The organism is Arthrobacter sp. MMS24-S77 (genome assembly GCF_054888235.1).
This window is the reverse complement of sequence record NZ_JBTZRN010000001.1, coordinates 4,405,428-4,422,571: the sequence shown is the minus strand read 5'-3', so window position 1 is coordinate 4,422,571 and position 17,144 is coordinate 4,405,428. Positions and strand designations below refer to the sequence as shown.

Genomic DNA, 17,144 nt, shown 5'->3' with positions numbered 1-17,144 from the left:
GGTCTTTTTGGCGAACGCTCCTTCACATCCGTTCGGGTCCTTCCGAGATCAAAGGCGATCTGAAATGCACCAAAGAATAGTTGCAGGCCTTGCTGCCACAGTCCTCGTTCTGGGTTTCGCGGGAACGGGGGTTGCCGCGCCGGCCTTCGCGGCCAACGACGACGACCCAGTCACCCTGGGCAGCACCACGAGCCCCATCCCGGATGCCGTCGGGGTCACGGGCAACTGGACGCGGACCCCGCAAGGCGGGTACACCGCCGTCGCGCCCTCTGGCCAGAATATTGCCGCCGTGAGCGAGCAGCTCGTGGCCGGCACCGCGCGCTACACGGCAGGAATAGCGGTCGACGCCGGCAGTCCCTACGGTGTGGGGGCGCTCATCTTCCGCGCAACTGCCGACGCCTCGGCCGGCTATGCGGCCACGATCGACCCCAATCTGGACCGGGTTCGGCTGTTCGACCTCGGCACGGGGGAGGACATCGCGGCGCCGGTTTCGGTTCGGTTGTCCGCTGGGCAGTCCTACACCGTGGATGTCCACGTTGACGGACCGCGGATTTACGTGGCTGTGGACGGGGTCAAGAGGATCGACGCCACGGATTATCGCTATAGCAGCGGGCACGTCGGCCTGCACGCGTACAACGGAACCGTGAACTTCGGGACCCCGGGGGTGCGGACCATCGACGCGAACGTTGATGGCTGGACCGTCCCTTCAACGGGCGGCGCTTCAACCACCGGTTGGCAAGCGACTGCCACGGGCTTCCGTGCCGCCGCCCCGGCCAACACCAACATTCGGTCCATCGCCACTGGCCAAACCCCCACGGATACCGACTTCACCTCCGATATCCAGCTCACCTCCACCTACGGGGTGGGCGCCGTGCTATTCCGCAGCAATGCGGAAGGCACTACGGGCTATGCGGCGGAGGTGGATCCCAACGCCAGCAGGCTGCGGCTGTACCGGATGTCGGACAACGCCACGTTGGGCACCTTCACCACCCCCATCGCCCTCAACAAGGTCTACCGTCTGCGCGTCACGGCCATCGGTAGCCAACTCAATGTCTATTGGCAGACCGATTTCCTGACTCCGAACGGCACCATGCCCGTCATTACGGCGACGGATTCGAGCCAAACTAAGGGGCATGTCGGGCTGCTGTCCTACAACGGCACCACTGTGTTCCAGGGGATGACCCTGCGTGGCCTGGAATCTTCCTTGCAGGGTTGGCGGACCACCGCCGGCACCTGGGAACCGGACGTGAAGGGCCTGCGCGGAACAGCGTCCGGCGGCACCGCGGTCCGGTACATCCCGGCGGTAGCGTCCGACGTCGTCGTCAGCTTTGATCTGACCGTCACCTCTCCGGCAACCGCCTCCGCCGTGGTGCGGAGCGGTGCCGACGGCACCGGCGGGACGGAGCTAAGGATCGATCCAGGCGCGGGGACCGCATCGCTCTACAACCGCGCGACGTCGGCACTGCTGCTGTCTGCCGCGCTCCCTGCCGGGAGTTTCACCGCGGATCCTGCCCATCCCGTGGAGCTGAACCGCGTGCAATTCACGGTGCGGGGGAGCGACGCATCCGTGCTCATCAACGGGACAGCTGTTCTCTCAGGATCCGTGGGGACGGCATCCGGAACAGGCTTCGCGTTGCTGGCAAGCGGCGGTACGGCGTGGTTCCAGAACGTCCGCGCGGACGGCGTCGAGCAGTTCATGAACGGGCTCTATCAGCCCGGCTACCACTACACACAGCAGGCGGGAAGCAGCTCGGACCCCAACGGCCTGGTCTATTTCGCCGGTGAGTACCACCTCTTCCACCAGGACCGCGGACGCTGGGCGCACGCCGTCAGCACGGATCTCCTGCACTGGGAACAGCTGCCCATTGCGTTGCCGCATATGGCGGCGGGGGAGTCGTGGTCCGGTTCTGCAGTGGTGGATACCGGGAACACGAGCGGCTTGTTCGGCGGCCAGCCGGGTGGTGGGTTGGTGGCGTTCTTCACCACGTTCAACCACGACGCTCCCAACGGAAACCAGTCGGTCCGCGCTGCGTACAGCACGGACAAAGGCCGCTCGTGGCAACTGGTCCAGGAAGCGCCGGTAGTACAAAACCCTGGCGGCCCCGACGGTGGCTGGGACTTCCGTGACCCGAAGGTTAGCTGGGATCCTGTTGCGGGAAAGTGGGTCATGGTGGTGGCAGCAGGGGACAACATCAGGTTCCACACGTCCACCGATCTGGTCCACTGGAGCTACACGAGCTCCTTCGGCTACGGTAGCTGGGTCCGCGGCGGGGTCTGGGAATGTCCGGACTTCTTCTCCATGCCTGTGGAGGGACAGCCCGGGGTGTCGCGCTGGGTTTTGTATTGGAGTACCGGGGCGGTCAGGACCACCAACGGCTCGTCCGCACAGTACGTCACTGGGACGTGGAATGGCACCTCGTTCACGCCCGACACCTCCGCTTCGCAAGTGCTCCAGACGGATCACGGGCGCGACTATTACGCCGCCATGAGCTTCTTCGGTGCCCCCGATGGTCGGAGGATCATGATCGGCTGGGTGAGCAACTGGGACTACGCCTTCAGTTCGCCGACAGGCCGCTGGAACGGTCAGTTGAGTATTCCGCGCGAGTTGACCTTGAAGGACATTCCCGGCGCGGGGCTGCGATTGGCGCAGGCTCCGGTTGTGGAGGAGGAGTCGCTGCGCACGTCGAGCTGGGAGGCATCAAACGTGACCGTGACGCCGTCGTCGGCCAATCCACTGGCCGCTGCGTCCGGGCGATCGTTCGAACTCGAAGCCGAAGTGGGGATTCCCACGAGTGGCGGGGCCACGTCCTTCGCCTTCGAGCTGCGGAAGGGGACCGGTTCCACGGGCGCGCAGCAGACGGCCATAGCGTTCGACGCCGGTGCGGGCACCATGACGGTGGACCGCTCGGCTTCCGGTCGTGCGGACTTCAGCCGGTACTTCGCGAGCAGCCCAGCCGACAATTCTTCTGCCCCCTGGAGTTCGACAATGGTCAACTCGACGACGGCGGGCTCAACCACCGTGGGAACGGAGCGGCGCGTAACTTTGCGCGTGCTGGTGGATGCCTCCTCCGTGGAAGTATTCGGCGCTGACGGCACGGCGGCCATCACGTCGTTGGCCTTCCCGGACCCGTCCTCCATAGGGCTTTCGTTCACGGCCACGGGCGGTAATGCCCGGCTGGTTTCGGTCAAAGTCCACCAACTGGCCGACACAGCGCGCCTGAGCAATTCCGGCCAAGGCGACGCGCCGCCGTCGAACCCGCTTCCGCCCTCAACAGGTGCGGCGCGGCAGAACCTGGGCAGCTATTCGGTGGTTCCCGGCGGCCGCTGGGAAAGCACGGGCGCAGGCTTGGCCGGAATGTTCGACAAGGACTCCACGGCCATGAGCCCGGGTTCCTACGCGGACGTCCGGGTCCAGGCGACCGTCCGTTTCGGCGGAGAGCCGTTTGCCGGGGCCACCCTCAACCGCGACCTTGCTCCCGAGCGTGGCTATGGAGGGGCGGGATCGGTGCTGCTGAGGTCATCTACCGAGGGGACCAGCGCATACTACGTGAACCTGGACCCGAATCTCCGCGTGGTCCGGGTGTTCACGCTGACAAACGGCGTGTTCGATCCCGCCACAAGCATCTTGGCAACAGTGCCCCTGGCGCTGAGCCATGGCGTGAGCTACGCCCTGGATGCCGCCGTCCAGGGCAACCGGATCACGGTTTCCATCGACGGGGCGCAACTGATCGACATCGCGGATTCCCAGTTCTCGTCCGGAAGGGTGGGCGTCAACGTCTTCGACGGCCGCGCCGCCTACCAAGACGTGGTGGTGACGGCGCTTTAGCCCTACTCCGCGTCGAGGTCCGTTTCCAACAGGGTTACCAGGGAATCCAGGGCGGCGTCGGCGCCGTCGCCCTGGGCCCGAAGCACGACGACGTCCCCCTTCGCGGCGCCGAGCGTCATGAGCGAAAGGATGCTGGCGGCGTCGAGCGCGTCATCGGCAGGCGCCCCGGCCATCGCGATGGTCACTTCAACCGTGGATTCCCCCGCAGCTTCGGCGAAGATCGCCGCCGGGCGGGCGTGCAGTCCGGAGCGGCTGGCAATGGTGGCGGTGCGTTCGGGCATGGGTACTCCTTGTGTTCAGGTAGGGGTTTGGTACGGCCGGACTCAGAGCCCGAGTTCCTCGAGGATCGGCAATTTGGCACGAACCCAGGCTTTGGCATCGAGGGCATCGGGAGCGCTGAGCGCCAAGCGGGCCAGCTCCTGCGCCTGTTCCAACGTCACGGTTTTGAGCACGGTTCCGACGGCGGCCAAAGACCGTGCGGTCATGGACAGCGTGGACACACCCAGGCCAACAAGTACGACGGCGAGGGCCGGGTCCGCGGCCGCTTCACCGCACACGCCAACGGGTTTGTTGTTGCCCTCTTCGGCGGAGCCGGCGACGGTCAGCTGGACGAGGCGCAGAACGGCAGGCTGCCATGGGGTGTTGAGCTCGGCGAGGGGGCCGAGTTGCCGGTCGGCGGCCATGGCGTACTGCGTGAGGTCGTTGGTGCCCAGGGATGCGAAGCCTACGTGGCGCAGGACCGAGGCCGAGGTCAGAGCGGCGGACGGAACTTCCACCATGACGCCTGAAGTTTTGATCCCGGCGGCGTCACAGAGCGAGGCGAAGCGGGCGGCCTCGGCCGGCGTCGAGATCATGGGCGCCATGACCCACACGTCGGCTTCTGATTCCTCGGCCGCGATGGCGATTGCCTCGAGTTGGCGCTCCAAGACGCCGGGCGTGGTGAAGTCGGTGCGGTAGCCGCGCACACCGAGGGCCGGGTTGGGTTCAGTGGCGTCGGTGAGGAACGGAAGGGGTTTGTCGGCGCCGGCGTCGAGGGTCCGGAGCACCACTTTCTTGCCCGGGAAGGCGTCGAACACGCCCCTGTACGCGGCGGCTTGTTCCAGCACAGTCGGCTCGGTATCGCGTTCCAGGAAGCAGAATTCGGTGCGGAAAAGACCTACGCCCTGGGCGCCCAGCGCGGCGGCCGCGGCAGCGTCCTTGGCTCCGCCTACATTGGCGAGAAGCGGCACCAAGTGGCCGTCCGCCGTCGTGCCGTTTCCGTCAAAAACCGCCAGCGTGGCGGCATTTTCGACCCACGCGAGGGCGGCGGCGCGCTGCTCTTCGGAGGGTTCGAGGGAAAGGGAGCCGGCCGCGCCATCCACAAAGACCTCGGCGCCGTCCGGGATTTCGTCCACTCCGCGGGCGGCGACGACGGCGGGCAGGCCGAGCGAGCGCGCGATGATCGCCGTGTGGGACTGCGGTCCGCCGCCTGAAGTGACCAGTGCCGTCACGATGGAGGGGTCCAGCGTTGCCGTGTCCGCCGGGGCCAGGTCTTCGGCCACCAAGATGAACGGAGTGTCCGACGCCGGGATCCCCGGGGCGGGGACGCCGCGAAGTTCGGCGACGATCCGGGCGCGCACGTCCAAGACGTCAGTGGCACGCTCGGCCATGTACCCGCCCAAGTTGTGGAGCATTTCCGATACCGAGGCGCCGGCTTCCCAGATGGCGCGTTCGGCTGAGCTGCCGTTGTTGTTGATGAGCTTGGTGGCCGATTTCAGGAGCATGGTGTCCTTGGCCATCAGCGCCGTAGCTTCCAGTACGGCCTTGCCGTCTCCGCTGGCCCTGTCCGCGCGTGCTTTGAGTTCGTCGTGGACCGATTGGGCCGCCGCTTTCAGTCCGGCGACGGCTTCTTCCGCCGTGGTGGAAACGGCTAGCTGCTCGCCCGACGGCGGTTCGCTGACTGGCTTGGGCATCTGACGGATAGTGCCAATGACGCGGCCCGGGCTGACGCCTACTCCTTGGAAATTCTGCACTGAAATCCTCTGTTCCTGCTCTTGGATCGGACCCACCGGCTGCGGCGCCTCGGGGTCCGAAAAAATCTCCTGTGACTCACTTCATATAGCGTTGCTATAGGTGCTAGGGTAGCGGCTATGAGTTTCGATGACCAGCTTCCGCCTAAAACTCGGCTGCTCCGTGCAGCTGCCGAGTTGCTGGCGAATTCGGACGGGTCGCCGGTCTCTACGCGCCAAATCACCAAACTTGCCGGCGTCACGGCGCCCACGCTTTACCACCACTTCGGCGACAAGGAGGGGCTGTTCGACGCCGTCGTTGCAGCCGGCTTCGAGGAGTACGTGGCGGGAGAGCGGGACTTCGCACCCTCCGGGGAACCCCTGGAGGACGTCCGACGGATGTGGGACAACCACGTCAAGTTCGGGCTTACCCAACCGCACCTTTACCTGGTGATGTTCGGTAACATCCGTCCGGAGAGCAGGCCGGCCATCGTGGCTGATGCCGAGTCGCTTCTGGAGGAAATGCTGGGCAAGGCGGCCATTGCCGGGCAGATCAACGTACCCCCGCGAGAGGCAGCGAGGAGCATCCTGGCAGCCAACGTTGGTGTCACGCTCATGCTCATTGCAGAGCCATTGGAAGACCGGAACCTCGAGCTCTCCACCATGACCCGGGATTCCATGATTTTCGCCGTGTCCACGGAAACAGCCCGTGGCGCCGCAGCAGACGACTCCGGCAAGTCGTCCGTTGTTGTTGCGGCAATCGCACTGAATGCGGCACTCCAAGCCTCGCATTCAGACCAACTATCCAGTTCGGAACTGAAGCTTTTCCTTGAATGGCTTCACCGAATCTCCAGCAGCTCCTAGAGCTGTCCTCCTTCGATAGATATCGACTGATCCCGCACTGATGCGGGACTCACGTTAGGAATTCACACATGGCAACAGCGTCAGTTGCGAAGCCGCGCACCAGCGTGCGCGTTGGTGTCCAAAAGTTCGGAACCTTCCTCTCCGGCATGATCATGCCCAACATCGGGGCCTTCATTGCATGGGGCCTCATTACCGCCCTGTTCATCAAGACCGGTTGGCTGCCCGTCCCCGAACTGGGCGGCTTCGGCAACAACGCCGCGGGCACGCCGAACGTGGGCCTTGTCGGCCCCATGATCACCTACCTGCTGCCGCTACTGATTGCATACACCGGCGGCAAGATGGTCTACGACGTCCGCGGCGGCGTGGTGGGTGCTATCGGTACCATGGGCGTGATCGTCGGCGCCGGTATTCCGATGTTTATCGGTGCAATGATTATGGGCCCACTCGGTGGCTGGACGATGAAGAAGATCGACTCCATCTGGGATGGCAAGATCCGTCCGGGCTTCGAGATGCTGGTGAACAACTTCTCCGCGGGTATTTGGGGAGCTTTGCTCGCGATGCTCGGTTTCTTCGGGATTTCTCCCCTGGTCCAGGCCTTCAGTACGGCGGCGGGCAATTTCGTCCAGTTCCTGGTCCACAACGGACTACTTCCGCTTACGAGCATCTTCATCGAGCCCGCCAAGGTTCTCTTCCTGAACAACGCAATCAACCACGGGGTACTGACGCCGTTGGGGATCCAGCAGTCGCTTGACCAAGGTAAGTCCATCTTGTTCCTGCTTGAAGCCAACCCCGGTCCGGGAGCCGGAATTCTTCTCGCCTATATTTTCTTTGGACGCGGGGCAGCGAAGGCCTCGGCACCCGGCGCTTTGATCATCCAGTTCCTTGGCGGGATCCATGAGATCTACTTCCCGTATGTCCTGATGCGCCCGCTGCTGATCCTCGGAGCTATCGCTGGCGGCATGACAGGCATTGCGACACTCGCAATCACCAACTCCGGCCTCGTGGCTCCGGCAGCGCCGGGATCCATCTTCGCAGTCGTTGCCCAGACCTCCCGGGACAGCTACGTGGGCGTCATTTTGGCGGTCATCTTGGCAGCGACGGTATCGTTCCTCGTCTCCTCGCTGATTCTCCGTACCACGCATCACAGCGACGAGGTTGACCTTGGCGCAGCCACCTCCAAGATGGAAGAAATGAAAGGCAAGAAGAGTTCCGTTTCCTCCGCCCTCCTGGGTGCCGGTGGCGGTACCGCTCTCCTGACCCGCCCAATCCAGAACATCGTGTTCGCCTGCGACGCCGGCATGGGCTCCAGCGCCATGGGTGCATCGGTGCTGCGGAACAAGATCAAGGCAGCCGGTTTCCCCGAGGTCAAGGTCACCAACGCGGCCATCGCCAACCTAACCGACACCTACGATGTCGTCATCACGCACCAGGATCTCGCCGAACGCGCGCAGCCGCTCACGACCGGAGCCGTGCACGTCTCCGTGGACAACTTTATGAACAGCCCGCGGTACGACGAGATCGTCGAGCTGGTCAAGAGCAGCAACGCGGCTCCCGGCGCTCAAGGTTCGACGACGGCGGCCGAGCCTGCCGCCCAGCCGGCCACCGCCGTCGAGGGCAAGGATGTCCTGCTCGCCGAAAGCGTGATCCTCAACGGCACCGCGACGGACCGTGACTCGGCCATCGACGAGGCAGGCAAGCTCCTGCTGGACCGCGGCTCCGTAGACATGGGCTACATTCACGCCATGCATGAGCGCGAGGAATCCGTGTCCACGTACATGGGCAGCTTCCTGGCAATCCCGCACGGCACCAACGCCGCAAAGAACCACATCCTGCACTCCGGTGTGTCGATTGTCCGCTACCCCGAAGGCATCGACTGGGGCGGCAAGCAGGTCAAGTTCGTCGTCGGCGTCGCCGGCATCGACAACGAGCACCTCCACATCCTGTCCTCCATCGCCAAGATCTTCACGGACAAGGCGCAGGTGGCCCAGCTTGAGCAGGCCACGTCGGTGCAGGAAGTGCTGGATCTGTTCGGAAAGGTCAACGCATAGTGAAGGCAGTCCATTTTGGGGCCGGGAACATCGGACGGGGATTCGTCGGTTTGCTGCTGCACGAGGCTGGGTATGAGGTGGTCTTCGCCGATGTCGCGGACGCCTTGATCAGCCAGCTCGCCTCCGCATCCTCCTACGAGGTCCACGAGGTTGGCGAAAATGCGGCGGTCAAGACCGTGTCCGGTTTCCGGGCCCTGAATTCGGGCACCGAGGAGGTTGCCGTCGTCGCGGAAATCGCGACGGCGGACCTCGTCACCACGGCGGTGGGGCCGCACATCCTCAAGTTCGTGGCGCCGGTGATCGCCCGCGGCCTGGCCGGCCGGTCGCCGTCGTTGGCTCCGCTCCAGGTTATGGCCTGTGAGAACGCGATCAACGCGACCGACCTGCTGCACTCGGAAGTGCAGTCCGCGTGGGACGGTGCCGCGGGTGATCTTTCCTCTGTGGCGGTGTTTGCCAACACCGCCGTGGACAGGATTGTCCCCAACCAGGCGCCCGGCCAAGGCTTGGACGTCACCGTGGAGACTTTCTACGAGTGGGTCATCGACCGCACCCCATTCGCGGGTGCTGCACCTGTGATTCCGGGAGCGACCTTCGTGGACGAACTTGGTCCGTACATCGAGCGCAAGCTGTTCACGGTCAACACTGGCCACGCCTCGGCAGCCTACTTCGGCTACGGCGCTGGCTTGGAGAAGATCTCCGAAGCGATGGCCGATGCCTCCGTGGCTGCACGAGTACGGGCCGTGCTGGAGGAAACGAAGCAGCTTCTCGTGGCCAAGCACGGCTTCGTAGAGGCCGAGCAGGAAGCGTACGTTCAGAAGATCCTGTCCCGCTTCACCAACCCGTACCTGCCGGACACCGTGAACCGGGTGGGCCGCGCTCCGCTGCGCAAGCTGGGCCGGCATGAACGGTTCATCGGACCGGCCGCGGAACTAGCCGAGCGCGGAGTCACTCCCGTTGCCTTGCTCGACGCGATGTCCGCTGCCCTGCGTTTCGACGACGGAGCAGACGACGAAGCCGTGGAACTCGCCCGGATGCTCGCGGAAATGGATGCCGCCGAGGCCACGGAACGCATCACGGACCTGCCGCCGTCGCACCCGTTGTTCCCGCAGGTGCAGAAACTCATCGAAGACCGCAAGGCCGAGGCCTAGGCTCCCGGGGGCAGGCTGGCGACGCTCGCTCTGATATGCGGGCTTTTTCCCGAACGCTCGCTCACCTTTGGGGCACTTTCGGGCGATCCTCCTGCAGATCTGGGGGTTAACGAGGAACCGTCCTTCACATCATGTGAAGGACGGTTCCGTCATTCATGCCTCAAAGGTGAACGAGCATCAATTAGCTGCCGAGTTCTTCCGACGCCGTTCTTCCGGCGGCCTGGACGCGCCGCAGGAAGTCGGTAATGACTGCGATTTCAGCGTCGTCGTAGTCTGCGCAGATGGTGTCCATGAGGCTGTTCATTCCCGAGTAGAGGCGGAACATCTCGGCGTTTCTGTCGGGAAGAACCCGGATCACTACGGCGCGCCGGTCGGACGGATCGCGGTCCCGGACAATCCAGCCTCCGCGTTCAAGCCGGTCGAGGATGCCAGTCATGGTGGCCGGGTGCAGGCCCGCGTGTTTGGCCAACATGCTCGGGCTGAGCGGCCCGCGGCTTGAGATCAGGTCAAGACAATCAAGGTCAACGTCCTTCAGCTCGGCTTGGGTGCCGACCTGGTGATTGAGTACGGCTAGTTGCACGCGCACGCCCCGAAGCTCGGCTTTGAGCTCAGCGACAGCACGCCGCCGACGGCGGGGAGTTGCCGCCTCTTGATTTGATATGGAACTCATATGATATCGTTTCTGTATTGTATGGTTTTCCTAGGACAAGAATACCGGAGGCCGCATCACATGAAGATTGCAGTATTCGGGGCGAACGGCCCCACCGGAAGGATTCTCACCGCACAAGCGCTCGACGCCGGACACGTCGTCACCGCTGTCACGCGCAGGCCGCACGAATTCCCGATTTCCGCTCCCGGCCTAAGTGTGGTCGGCGCCGATGTGTACAACTTCGAGGACGTGAGCGCCGTCGTCGAAGGAAGTGATGCCGTCCTCTCAACCCTCGGCGTTCCCTACAGCCGCCAGCCGATCACGGTCTATTCAGTGGGCACCGGCAACATCATCCGGGCAATGGGCAGCCATGGCGTCCGTCGGTTGGTCTGCGTGAGCTCAAGCGCCACCGACACTACGGCCGGCCCGCACGGAGGGTTCCTTTTCGACAAAGTACTGCAGCCCCTCGTTACCAAGCTGCTGGGGAAGACCCTGTACGAGGACATGCGGCGGATGGAAACGGCCGTCGCCGCGAGTGGTTTGGACTGGACAATAATGCGGCCCTCCGGCCTTTTCGAGACCGAGTCCGTCACGGACTACAAGATGGCCGTCGACTATATCGATGGCATCTTTACGTCGCGGACTGACCTTGCAGACTCCATGCTGCAGCAGCTCGCCTCGGATGAGTTCGTGCGCAAAACCGTGGCTGTCGCCACCTTCGCTCAGAAGCCAAGCCTTATTCAACTCCTTTTCCGTGAGGCCAGCAGCAAGAAGGCCTCGCCGGACAGTGTGCCCGAGGGGAGGCTGTCATGAACCGTCGTCCGTTCCAGTCCGTGGCTCGTGTCGCGGCGCTTCTTTTCGTCGGCCTGTTCGCTGGATTCCTCATCGGAGTGCTCATCCTCGAGCTATCACTTCGCCAATTTGACGGCCCCGTCTATGCCCAGTTCCAGCAGATCGCCCTTATCGGGCTACCTATTTTGGCCTCGGTGCTGCTATTGCCCGGGCTGGCTGCCACAGCGGTTTTGGTATTTCTGGAGCGAAGGACGCGGGGTGGCGGATTCTGGTTGGTGGCTGGTGCACTGGCGCTGCTGCTCTTGGCGTTGGTTACAACCCTTGTGGTCAACGTTCCCATCAACCTGTCGGAAGGCGGATGGAATGTCCGGAACCCGCCGGGGGACTGGGCCGGCATTCGTGACCGGTGGCAGTTGGGCCACGCCGTACGAACTTTTGCTGCTCTATTGGCCTTCGTGGCGCTGTGCGCCAGCATCGCGCGGCAACCGATCTGGCATCGGGATTTGCAGGCGGCGCCAGCATAAGTTCCCGCCCCCAGCGGCTCCCTCACCTTGGGTGGGGATAGCCGAAACCCTCCTTCACATGAAGGAGGGTTTCGATGTGGACCCACAAAAGTGATGGAGGGTTCGTCCTGCCCGCCTTAAAGGTGAGCGAGCGTCGGCGGGTGGGCACCGAGGTCAGGCGCGTTGGAAGACCTGCTTGCCGGCGAACCACGTTTGAAGGGTCTGGATCCTGCCAAGGGCGGTATGCTCCACCTCGAAGGGGTTCTGGTCGAGCAGGATGAAATCCGCGGATTTGCCCGGTTCCAAGGAGCCAAGCTGATCCGACAGTCCGAGCATTCGAGCGGGCGCAGTCGTGTAACAGGCCAGCGCTTCTTCGAGGGTGATGGCTTGTTCCGGCCAGAGGGTTCCAGGGAATTGTCCCGTGGGGTCGGCACGGGTGATGAGCCCTTGGATAGCCTCCCATGCATTGGGGGAGACGCTGACGGGCCAGTCCGAGCCGCCGCCGATGGTCGCGCCGCTGTCCAGGAGGTCGCGGTTGGGCTGCATCTTCGTGGCGCGTTCCAGTGGGAGCACCGTTTTGATGGCCTCGTAGATGACGCCCGGGAACCAGAGCGACGGCGAAATGTCCGCGCTGACGTCCAGGGCCGCGAAGCGGGGGAGATCGTCTTCGTGGATGAACTGGCCGTGGGCTATCTGGTACTTCGCCTCGTGGAACCCCTCGTCCCGGATGGTTTGGACGGCGTCGAGCACCATGCGGACCGAAGCGTCGCCCGTGCAGTGGATCTTGGCCGAGATGCCCGACTTTGCGGTCCGCCGAAGCCACCCCAACAGATCTTCCGCGGGCATGGTGGTGTAGCCGGCAAAGTCATGCGCGTGGTGTTCGTCCGGCAAGTAGGGCTCCAGGAAAGCTGCGGTGCGCGATGGTGGCACGCCGTCGAGGAAGATCTTGATGAAGTCGGGACGATGGTGGGCGGTCCGGAATTCCTCACCCCTGGAGACCAGTTCCTCGCCCAACGGGGTTGTGCCGAAGATGAAGTCGTTGACCTGCATGGAACTGACCACCCAGGCCTCCAAAGCCTCGGATTGGTCCAGGTGCCGCAGGGCTTCCATTATTTGCAGCGAGGTTGCTGCGTCCTGGAAGGCTGTGACGCCGTAGGAATGGAGAATCTCGATGCCCCGGGCGCACGCACGGGCCATCTGTTCCAGGCTGTAGCCCTGCGATGCTGCTACGACCCGTTCAACCAACACGCCGCCGGCCTCGATTAGGACACCCGTGGGGGTCCCGGTCACAGGGTCGCGTAGGATTTCGCCACCTTCAGGGTCGCTGGTGGTCGCATCGATCCCGGCCAATGCCATGGCGGCGGAATTGACCCAGCGGTTGTGTTTGCTGTCGTCCTTGAGCAAGACAGGCCGACCTCCGCTGGCTTGGTCGAGCCGGGCGAGCGTGTCCAAGCGGGAGAGTTCCGCGAACAGGCCGCTGCCCCAGCTGCCTCCGATGACCCAGGCGCCGGGCTCGACGGTTGCGCTCCAGCGGGCAACGGTCTCCAGAATGGTGTCCACGTCGTCGGTCGGAAGGAAATTGCACTCGAACAGATCGGCCGCCCCTGCCAGGGAATGGTGGTTGTGGACGTCGATCAGGCCCGGCATGAGGAAGGCGCCGTCCAAGTCCACAGATTCCGTACCGGCACCCGCAAGTGCCTCGGCGTCGGCGTCGAAGGCCACCACCCGGCCGTCGGAAACGGCCATGGAGCGGGCCCAGGGACGCTTCGGGTCCTGCGTCCGGATGACCGCGTTGACGAAGATCTGCAGTGTCATGGTGTTGTCCTTTTGCTCGGTGAGGCCTGCACATCCGGCAGGCAGTCGCTGTGATGAGGGCCGACGTCGGGCCCCGGCGGGGGCGAAACTAGACTTCCGCCAAACCGAGGTAAGCGCGGTGCAGCAGCGCGGGGTCCGTCATCAGCGGTTCGGCCGGGCCGCCATAGGTCACTCGTCCGCCAGTCACCACGATGGCTTCATCCGCAATTTTGAGGGCCAGTTGCGCGAATTGTTCCACCATCAGGATGCCGACGCCCGAATCCGCGATGTGCCGGATGACGGGCAAAAGCCGCAGGAAAACCACTGGAGCGAGTCCCAAGGACATTTCGTCGATCAGAAGGTACTTGGGCCGGGCAGCGAAGGCCCGGGCGAGAACCACCATCTGCTGCTCACCGCCGGAGAGCAAGCCGCTCGCGGAACTCCTTCGCTTTTGCAGCTCCGGGAAGAGCTCAAGGGCTTCATCAACCCCAGCAGGAGACTTGGCCGTCAGTTCCAGGTTCTCCTGGACGGTCAGGGACGGGAAGACGGTGCGGCCTTGCTCCACGTGGACAAGTCCCAAACGCGAACGCCTGATCCTGGACAATTTGCCCAACGGAACACCATCAAGGGACATGTCCCCCTTGCTGGTGGAAACAATGCCCGAAATCGACTCCAGGAGGCTGGTCTTCCCGGCACCGTTCGGGCCAACCAGGGTCAACAAGGACCCCGGTTTCACGACCAACGAGACGCCGGACACCACGGGACCGGAGCCCCTGCTGACGCTCACGTCGTTGAGGATCAGCTCGCTCATGAGACCTCCAATTCGCCCATGTAGGCAGTCATGACCTGCGGATTTGCGAGCACGTCGTCGCGTTGGCCGGATGCGATGACCTCGCCGAAGTTCAGGACCACCAAGTCATTGCACACCGAGCGGACCATATCCAGATCGTGTTCAATCAGCAGCAGCGTGGTGCCAAAGCGATCGGGCAACTGGACCAACTGCTCGGCGAAGGAAACGTGTTCTTCGTGGGACAGCCCTGCGGCTGGCTCGTCAAGCAGCAGGAGGCGGGGCGACGCCGCCATATTGGCCGCGACCTCGATCAGCCGGCGGGTCCCGACGTCGACCCTCGCCAATTGCGTCGACGGCGGCGGACAGTTGAAGAACGCCAGGAGTTCCTTCACCCGCTCGTCCGATGCCTGTCCGCGTGCGATAAAGCGGACATAGGCGCCGACGCTGAGCGTGGGTGGCACGCGGTCCTGTTGGAAGGTCCTGCGGATTCCCAACCGGGCGCGCTCCATGGGGGAAAGCCCGTTGAGGGGCTGGCCGGCCAACTGGATGGTTCCCTGGTGCTGTGGCAAGAACCCGGCGAGCGCGTCCACCATGGTTGATTTCCCGGCACCGTTGGGGCCCATCAGCCCCGTGACAGAGCCCTCAGCGAGGTCCAGGTCCACCTCGCTGAGCGCGGTCACGTGGCCGAACGTGACCGACAATCCGCGCACCGAAAGCAGCGCGCCGGCCCCCGACCCAGACGCCGCCGACGTCGGACGCCTCACCGCCGTCGGGCTGGTCACCGCCGGGACAGCCGCCGTCGGGCTGGTCGCCGCCGGGAGTGACGCCGGGAGTGGCGCCGCAGTCAGGACCTTAGCTTCGGCGTCGGGCACGGCAGATGCTGGAGCAGACTTGCGACGCCCCTGGGTCCTGCGCCACCACATGGCGCGAAGGTCGGCGCCGAGGTTGGAGCCGGTTGTCAGGGACTGAATGCCGAGGGCGCCGAAGATGACAAATCCCCAGTCCTGCGAAATCCCAAAGCGTTTGAGCAATTCCGGAACGAGCACCCAGAGGATCCCGCCGAGCACGGCCATGTCGATCAAGTAGGAGCCGGAGACGATGGCCAGGACGTAGAGGGCCAGGGACTGGATGGTGGTGAAACTGCTGGGGTAGACGAGCCCTACTTGGCCCGAGAGCAGCCCGCCGCCGATTCCCGCCAGGAACGCGCTCGCCCCGAATGCGGTCAGCTTGGTTACGGTCACGCTGGTCCCGGCCGAAGCAGTTCCGCGCTCCGAGAAAGCGACGAATTTCCAACCACTTCCCCAGCGGCTCGCCTGGAGATAGTGGACCAGGAGGCTGCACAGCACCAGGACAATCACGGCGAAGAGGAAGTACCTGCGGTCGCCGGGAAAGAGATCCGGACGAGTCACTTGGATCCCCGTTTGGGTTCCGGGGAATTGGATCTTGCCCAAGGTCAGGTCTGCGGCGGCCGCAAAGCCGAGGGTGACTACCGCGAGGTTCACGCCCCGGAGGCGGAGTGCCGGAAGGCCGACGACGACGCCCGCGGCTGCCGCGGCCAGCCCGCCTAGCGGGAGCCACACCATCAGGCCACCTGGGGCATCCACGGAGTTAAGCCATGACACAACCCAGGCTCCCACTGCGGCAAAGCTGAGCTGGCACAGGGCCATCATTCCGGCACTCCCGGTCACAATGCCGAGGCCCAGCAAGGAGATCATGGCGACGATCGCGGTGGTGCCGAGGAAGACGAAGTAGGCGGGCAAAACCGCGCTGAGGAGCCAGCCGACCAGCACGCAGGCAACGGCGATCGCAACGGGTTTCACGGGCCCCCGGGCAAGAAAGGAGTTAGCGCGCAACATCCCAGACTTCCTTTCTCTGTGTCCACAGCAGGAAAACGACAATGATCAGGAACGGGACCCAGTAGCGGAGAACCGACATTTGCTCGAACTGGGCCAAAGCACCCTGCAGCATGCCTAGGGCCAGTCCGCCCAGAACAGCCAGGTCAAGCCTGCGGAAGCCGCCGAGCAATGCCGCGGCCGAGGCCGGAACAATGATGAAGGACAGGGAAATGGGGTCGTTCGTCTGGGTCGGCGCCACGATGGACACCGCGGCCGCGCTGATGAGGCCGGTGCCTACCCATACGGCGATGCTCAGTCCCTTGGCCGGCACTCCCAGAAGTTCCGCCGTCGTCGGGCGTTCTGACAGTGCGCGCAGTTTGGTGCCGATCTTGCTTTTCGTGAGCAGCACATGGCATCCGACGGCAACTACCAAGGCCAACGCCACCATGACCACCGTCACCTGGGTCACCACAACGTTGCCTACGCTGAATGCGGGCCCCGGAAGCAGTGATTTGAAGGTCTTGGGCTTGCTGCCGAAGAGGATGAACGACAAGGACACCAGAAGCAGCAGGGAGGCGACTGAAATTGCTGAGCGGGCTCCGATGCCGGCTTCTGGAAGCCACTGCGCGATGATCCAGCCGATCAGGCCGGAGACGACGGCCCCGACGCAGACTCCCGCTGCGGTTGCCGCCCACTGGGGGAGGTGTTGCTCGGCGAAGATCACCGCCAAGTAGGCGGCGAACATGCCGATCGCCACTTGGGAGAAATTCACGACCCGCACAAGTCTCGCCATGAGGGTTAAACACACGGCGATCACCGCGTAGAGTCCTCCGGCGGCCAGGCCGGCCAATGCGCCTTGGAGCATGGTGTCCCTTCTTTCTCGACCACGGGGCAGGGTGCTGGTTCC

13 protein-coding genes are annotated in these 17,144 nt (G+C 64.1%); 6 read left to right on the top strand and 7 right to left on the bottom strand.

Annotated features, from left to right (window positions below; genetic code table 11):
• Positions 1-64 precede the first annotated feature (64 nt).
• Positions 65-3,826: a GH32 C-terminal domain-containing protein gene (locus ACX5I4_RS20425; protein ID WP_461838279.1), complete on the top strand. Its 3,762-nt coding sequence runs from the start codon at positions 65-67 to the stop codon at positions 3,824-3,826.
• 2 nt (positions 3,827-3,828) lie between these two features.
• On the opposite strand, the gene ACX5I4_RS20420 is transcribed toward ACX5I4_RS20425, so the two are convergent.
• Positions 3,829-4,107 carry an HPr family phosphocarrier protein gene (locus ACX5I4_RS20420; RefSeq protein ID WP_461838278.1) on the bottom strand — a complete coding sequence of 93 codons (279 nt, stop codon included), beginning with the start codon at positions 4,105-4,107 and terminating at the stop codon, positions 3,829-3,831.
• A 42-nt stretch (positions 4,108-4,149) separates the two neighbouring features.
• Entirely contained in the window at positions 4,150-5,838 is a 1,689-nt protein-coding gene (ptsP, locus tag ACX5I4_RS20415; RefSeq protein ID WP_461838277.1) for a phosphoenolpyruvate--protein phosphotransferase, read from the bottom strand.
• Positions 5,839-5,955: 117 nt separating this feature from the next.
• Here ptsP and ACX5I4_RS20410 point away from each other — a divergent pair, with 117 nt between their 5' ends.
• The 3 genes from ACX5I4_RS20410 to ACX5I4_RS20400 all read left to right on the top strand — a co-directional run bounded on the left by ACX5I4_RS20410 (position 5,956) and on the right by ACX5I4_RS20400 (position 9,874).
• On the top strand, positions 5,956-6,678 hold the full coding sequence (locus ACX5I4_RS20410; RefSeq protein ID WP_461838276.1) for a TetR/AcrR family transcriptional regulator: 723 nt from the start codon (positions 5,956-5,958) through the stop codon (positions 6,676-6,678).
• 68 nt (positions 6,679-6,746) lie between these two features.
• Positions 6,747-8,726 (top strand): PTS mannitol transporter subunit IICBA, encoded by a 1,980-nt coding sequence (locus ACX5I4_RS20405; RefSeq protein WP_461838275.1) that lies wholly within the window; start codon positions 6,747-6,749, stop codon positions 8,724-8,726.
• A complete protein-coding gene (locus tag ACX5I4_RS20400; RefSeq protein WP_461838274.1) occupies positions 8,726-9,874 on the top strand; it encodes a mannitol-1-phosphate 5-dehydrogenase in 1,149 nt (382 codons plus the stop codon). The genes ACX5I4_RS20405 and ACX5I4_RS20400 overlap by 1 nt, the downstream gene beginning before the upstream one ends.
• Before the next feature lie 181 nt (positions 9,875-10,055).
• On the opposite strand, the gene ACX5I4_RS20395 is transcribed toward ACX5I4_RS20400, so the two are convergent.
• Positions 10,056-10,544: a MarR family winged helix-turn-helix transcriptional regulator gene (locus ACX5I4_RS20395; protein WP_461838273.1), complete on the bottom strand. Its 489-nt coding sequence runs from the start codon at positions 10,542-10,544 to the stop codon at positions 10,056-10,058.
• 60 nt (positions 10,545-10,604) lie between these two features.
• Here ACX5I4_RS20395 and ACX5I4_RS20390 point away from each other — a divergent pair, with 60 nt between their 5' ends.
• Positions 10,605-11,336 carry an NAD(P)-dependent oxidoreductase gene (locus ACX5I4_RS20390; RefSeq protein ID WP_461838272.1) on the top strand — a complete coding sequence of 244 codons (732 nt, stop codon included), beginning with the start codon at positions 10,605-10,607 and terminating at the stop codon, positions 11,334-11,336.
• Positions 11,333-11,839, top strand: a complete 507-nt coding sequence (locus tag ACX5I4_RS20385; RefSeq protein WP_461838271.1) for an anthrone oxygenase family protein — start codon at positions 11,333-11,335, stop codon at positions 11,837-11,839. The genes ACX5I4_RS20390 and ACX5I4_RS20385 overlap by 4 nt, the downstream gene beginning before the upstream one ends.
• Before the next feature lie 153 nt (positions 11,840-11,992).
• On the opposite strand, the gene ACX5I4_RS20380 is transcribed toward ACX5I4_RS20385, so the two are convergent.
• The 4 genes from ACX5I4_RS20380 to ACX5I4_RS20365 all read right to left on the bottom strand — a co-directional run bounded on the left by ACX5I4_RS20380 (position 11,993) and on the right by ACX5I4_RS20365 (position 17,102).
• On the bottom strand, positions 11,993-13,633 hold the full coding sequence (locus tag ACX5I4_RS20380) for an amidohydrolase (protein WP_461838270.1): 1,641 nt from the start codon (positions 13,631-13,633) through the stop codon (positions 11,993-11,995).
• Between the two features lie 88 nt (positions 13,634-13,721).
• Positions 13,722-14,423, bottom strand: a complete 702-nt coding sequence (locus ACX5I4_RS20375) for an ABC transporter ATP-binding protein (RefSeq protein ID WP_461838269.1) — start codon at positions 14,421-14,423, stop codon at positions 13,722-13,724.
• Positions 14,420-16,258 carry a branched-chain amino acid ABC transporter ATP-binding protein/permease gene (locus tag ACX5I4_RS20370; protein ID WP_461838268.1) on the bottom strand — a complete coding sequence of 613 codons (1,839 nt, stop codon included), beginning with the start codon at positions 16,256-16,258 and terminating at the stop codon, positions 14,420-14,422. Before ACX5I4_RS20370 ends, ACX5I4_RS20375 begins: the two co-directional genes overlap by 4 nt.
• The gene (locus ACX5I4_RS20365) at positions 16,245-17,102 is read right to left on the bottom strand and encodes a branched-chain amino acid ABC transporter permease (protein ID WP_461838267.1); all 858 of its coding nucleotides are present in this window, start codon (positions 17,100-17,102) and stop codon (positions 16,245-16,247) included. Before ACX5I4_RS20365 ends, ACX5I4_RS20370 begins: the two co-directional genes overlap by 14 nt.
• Positions 17,103-17,144 lie beyond the last annotated feature (42 nt).

Excerpts from the sequence above, each read along its gene's own strand:
- ACX5I4_RS20365 (WP_461838267.1), bottom strand. The coding sequence starts at position 17,102 with ATGCTCCAAGGCGCATTGGCCGGCCTGGCCGCCGGAGGACTCTACGCG.
- ACX5I4_RS20390 (WP_461838272.1), top strand. The coding sequence starts at position 10,605 with ATGAAGATTGCAGTATTCGGGGCGAACGGCCCCACCGGAAGGATTCTC.
- ACX5I4_RS20395 (WP_461838273.1), bottom strand. The coding sequence starts at position 10,544 with ATGAGTTCCATATCAAATCAAGAGGCGGCAACTCCCCGCCGTCGGCGG.
- ACX5I4_RS20380 (WP_461838270.1), bottom strand. The coding sequence starts at position 13,633 with ATGACACTGCAGATCTTCGTCAACGCGGTCATCCGGACGCAGGACCCG.
- ACX5I4_RS20405 (WP_461838275.1), top strand. The coding sequence starts at position 6,747 with ATGGCAACAGCGTCAGTTGCGAAGCCGCGCACCAGCGTGCGCGTTGGT.
- ACX5I4_RS20410 (WP_461838276.1), top strand. The coding sequence starts at position 5,956 with ATGAGTTTCGATGACCAGCTTCCGCCTAAAACTCGGCTGCTCCGTGCA.
- ACX5I4_RS20420 (WP_461838278.1), bottom strand. The coding sequence starts at position 4,107 with ATGCCCGAACGCACCGCCACCATTGCCAGCCGCTCCGGACTGCACGCC.
- ACX5I4_RS20375 (WP_461838269.1), bottom strand. The coding sequence starts at position 14,423 with ATGAGCGAGCTGATCCTCAACGACGTGAGCGTCAGCAGGGGCTCCGGT.
- ACX5I4_RS20370 (WP_461838268.1), bottom strand. The coding sequence starts at position 16,258 with ATGTTGCGCGCTAACTCCTTTCTTGCCCGGGGGCCCGTGAAACCCGTT.
- ACX5I4_RS20425 (WP_461838279.1), top strand. The coding sequence starts at position 65 with ATGCACCAAAGAATAGTTGCAGGCCTTGCTGCCACAGTCCTCGTTCTG.
- ACX5I4_RS20385 (WP_461838271.1), top strand. The coding sequence starts at position 11,333 with ATGAACCGTCGTCCGTTCCAGTCCGTGGCTCGTGTCGCGGCGCTTCTT.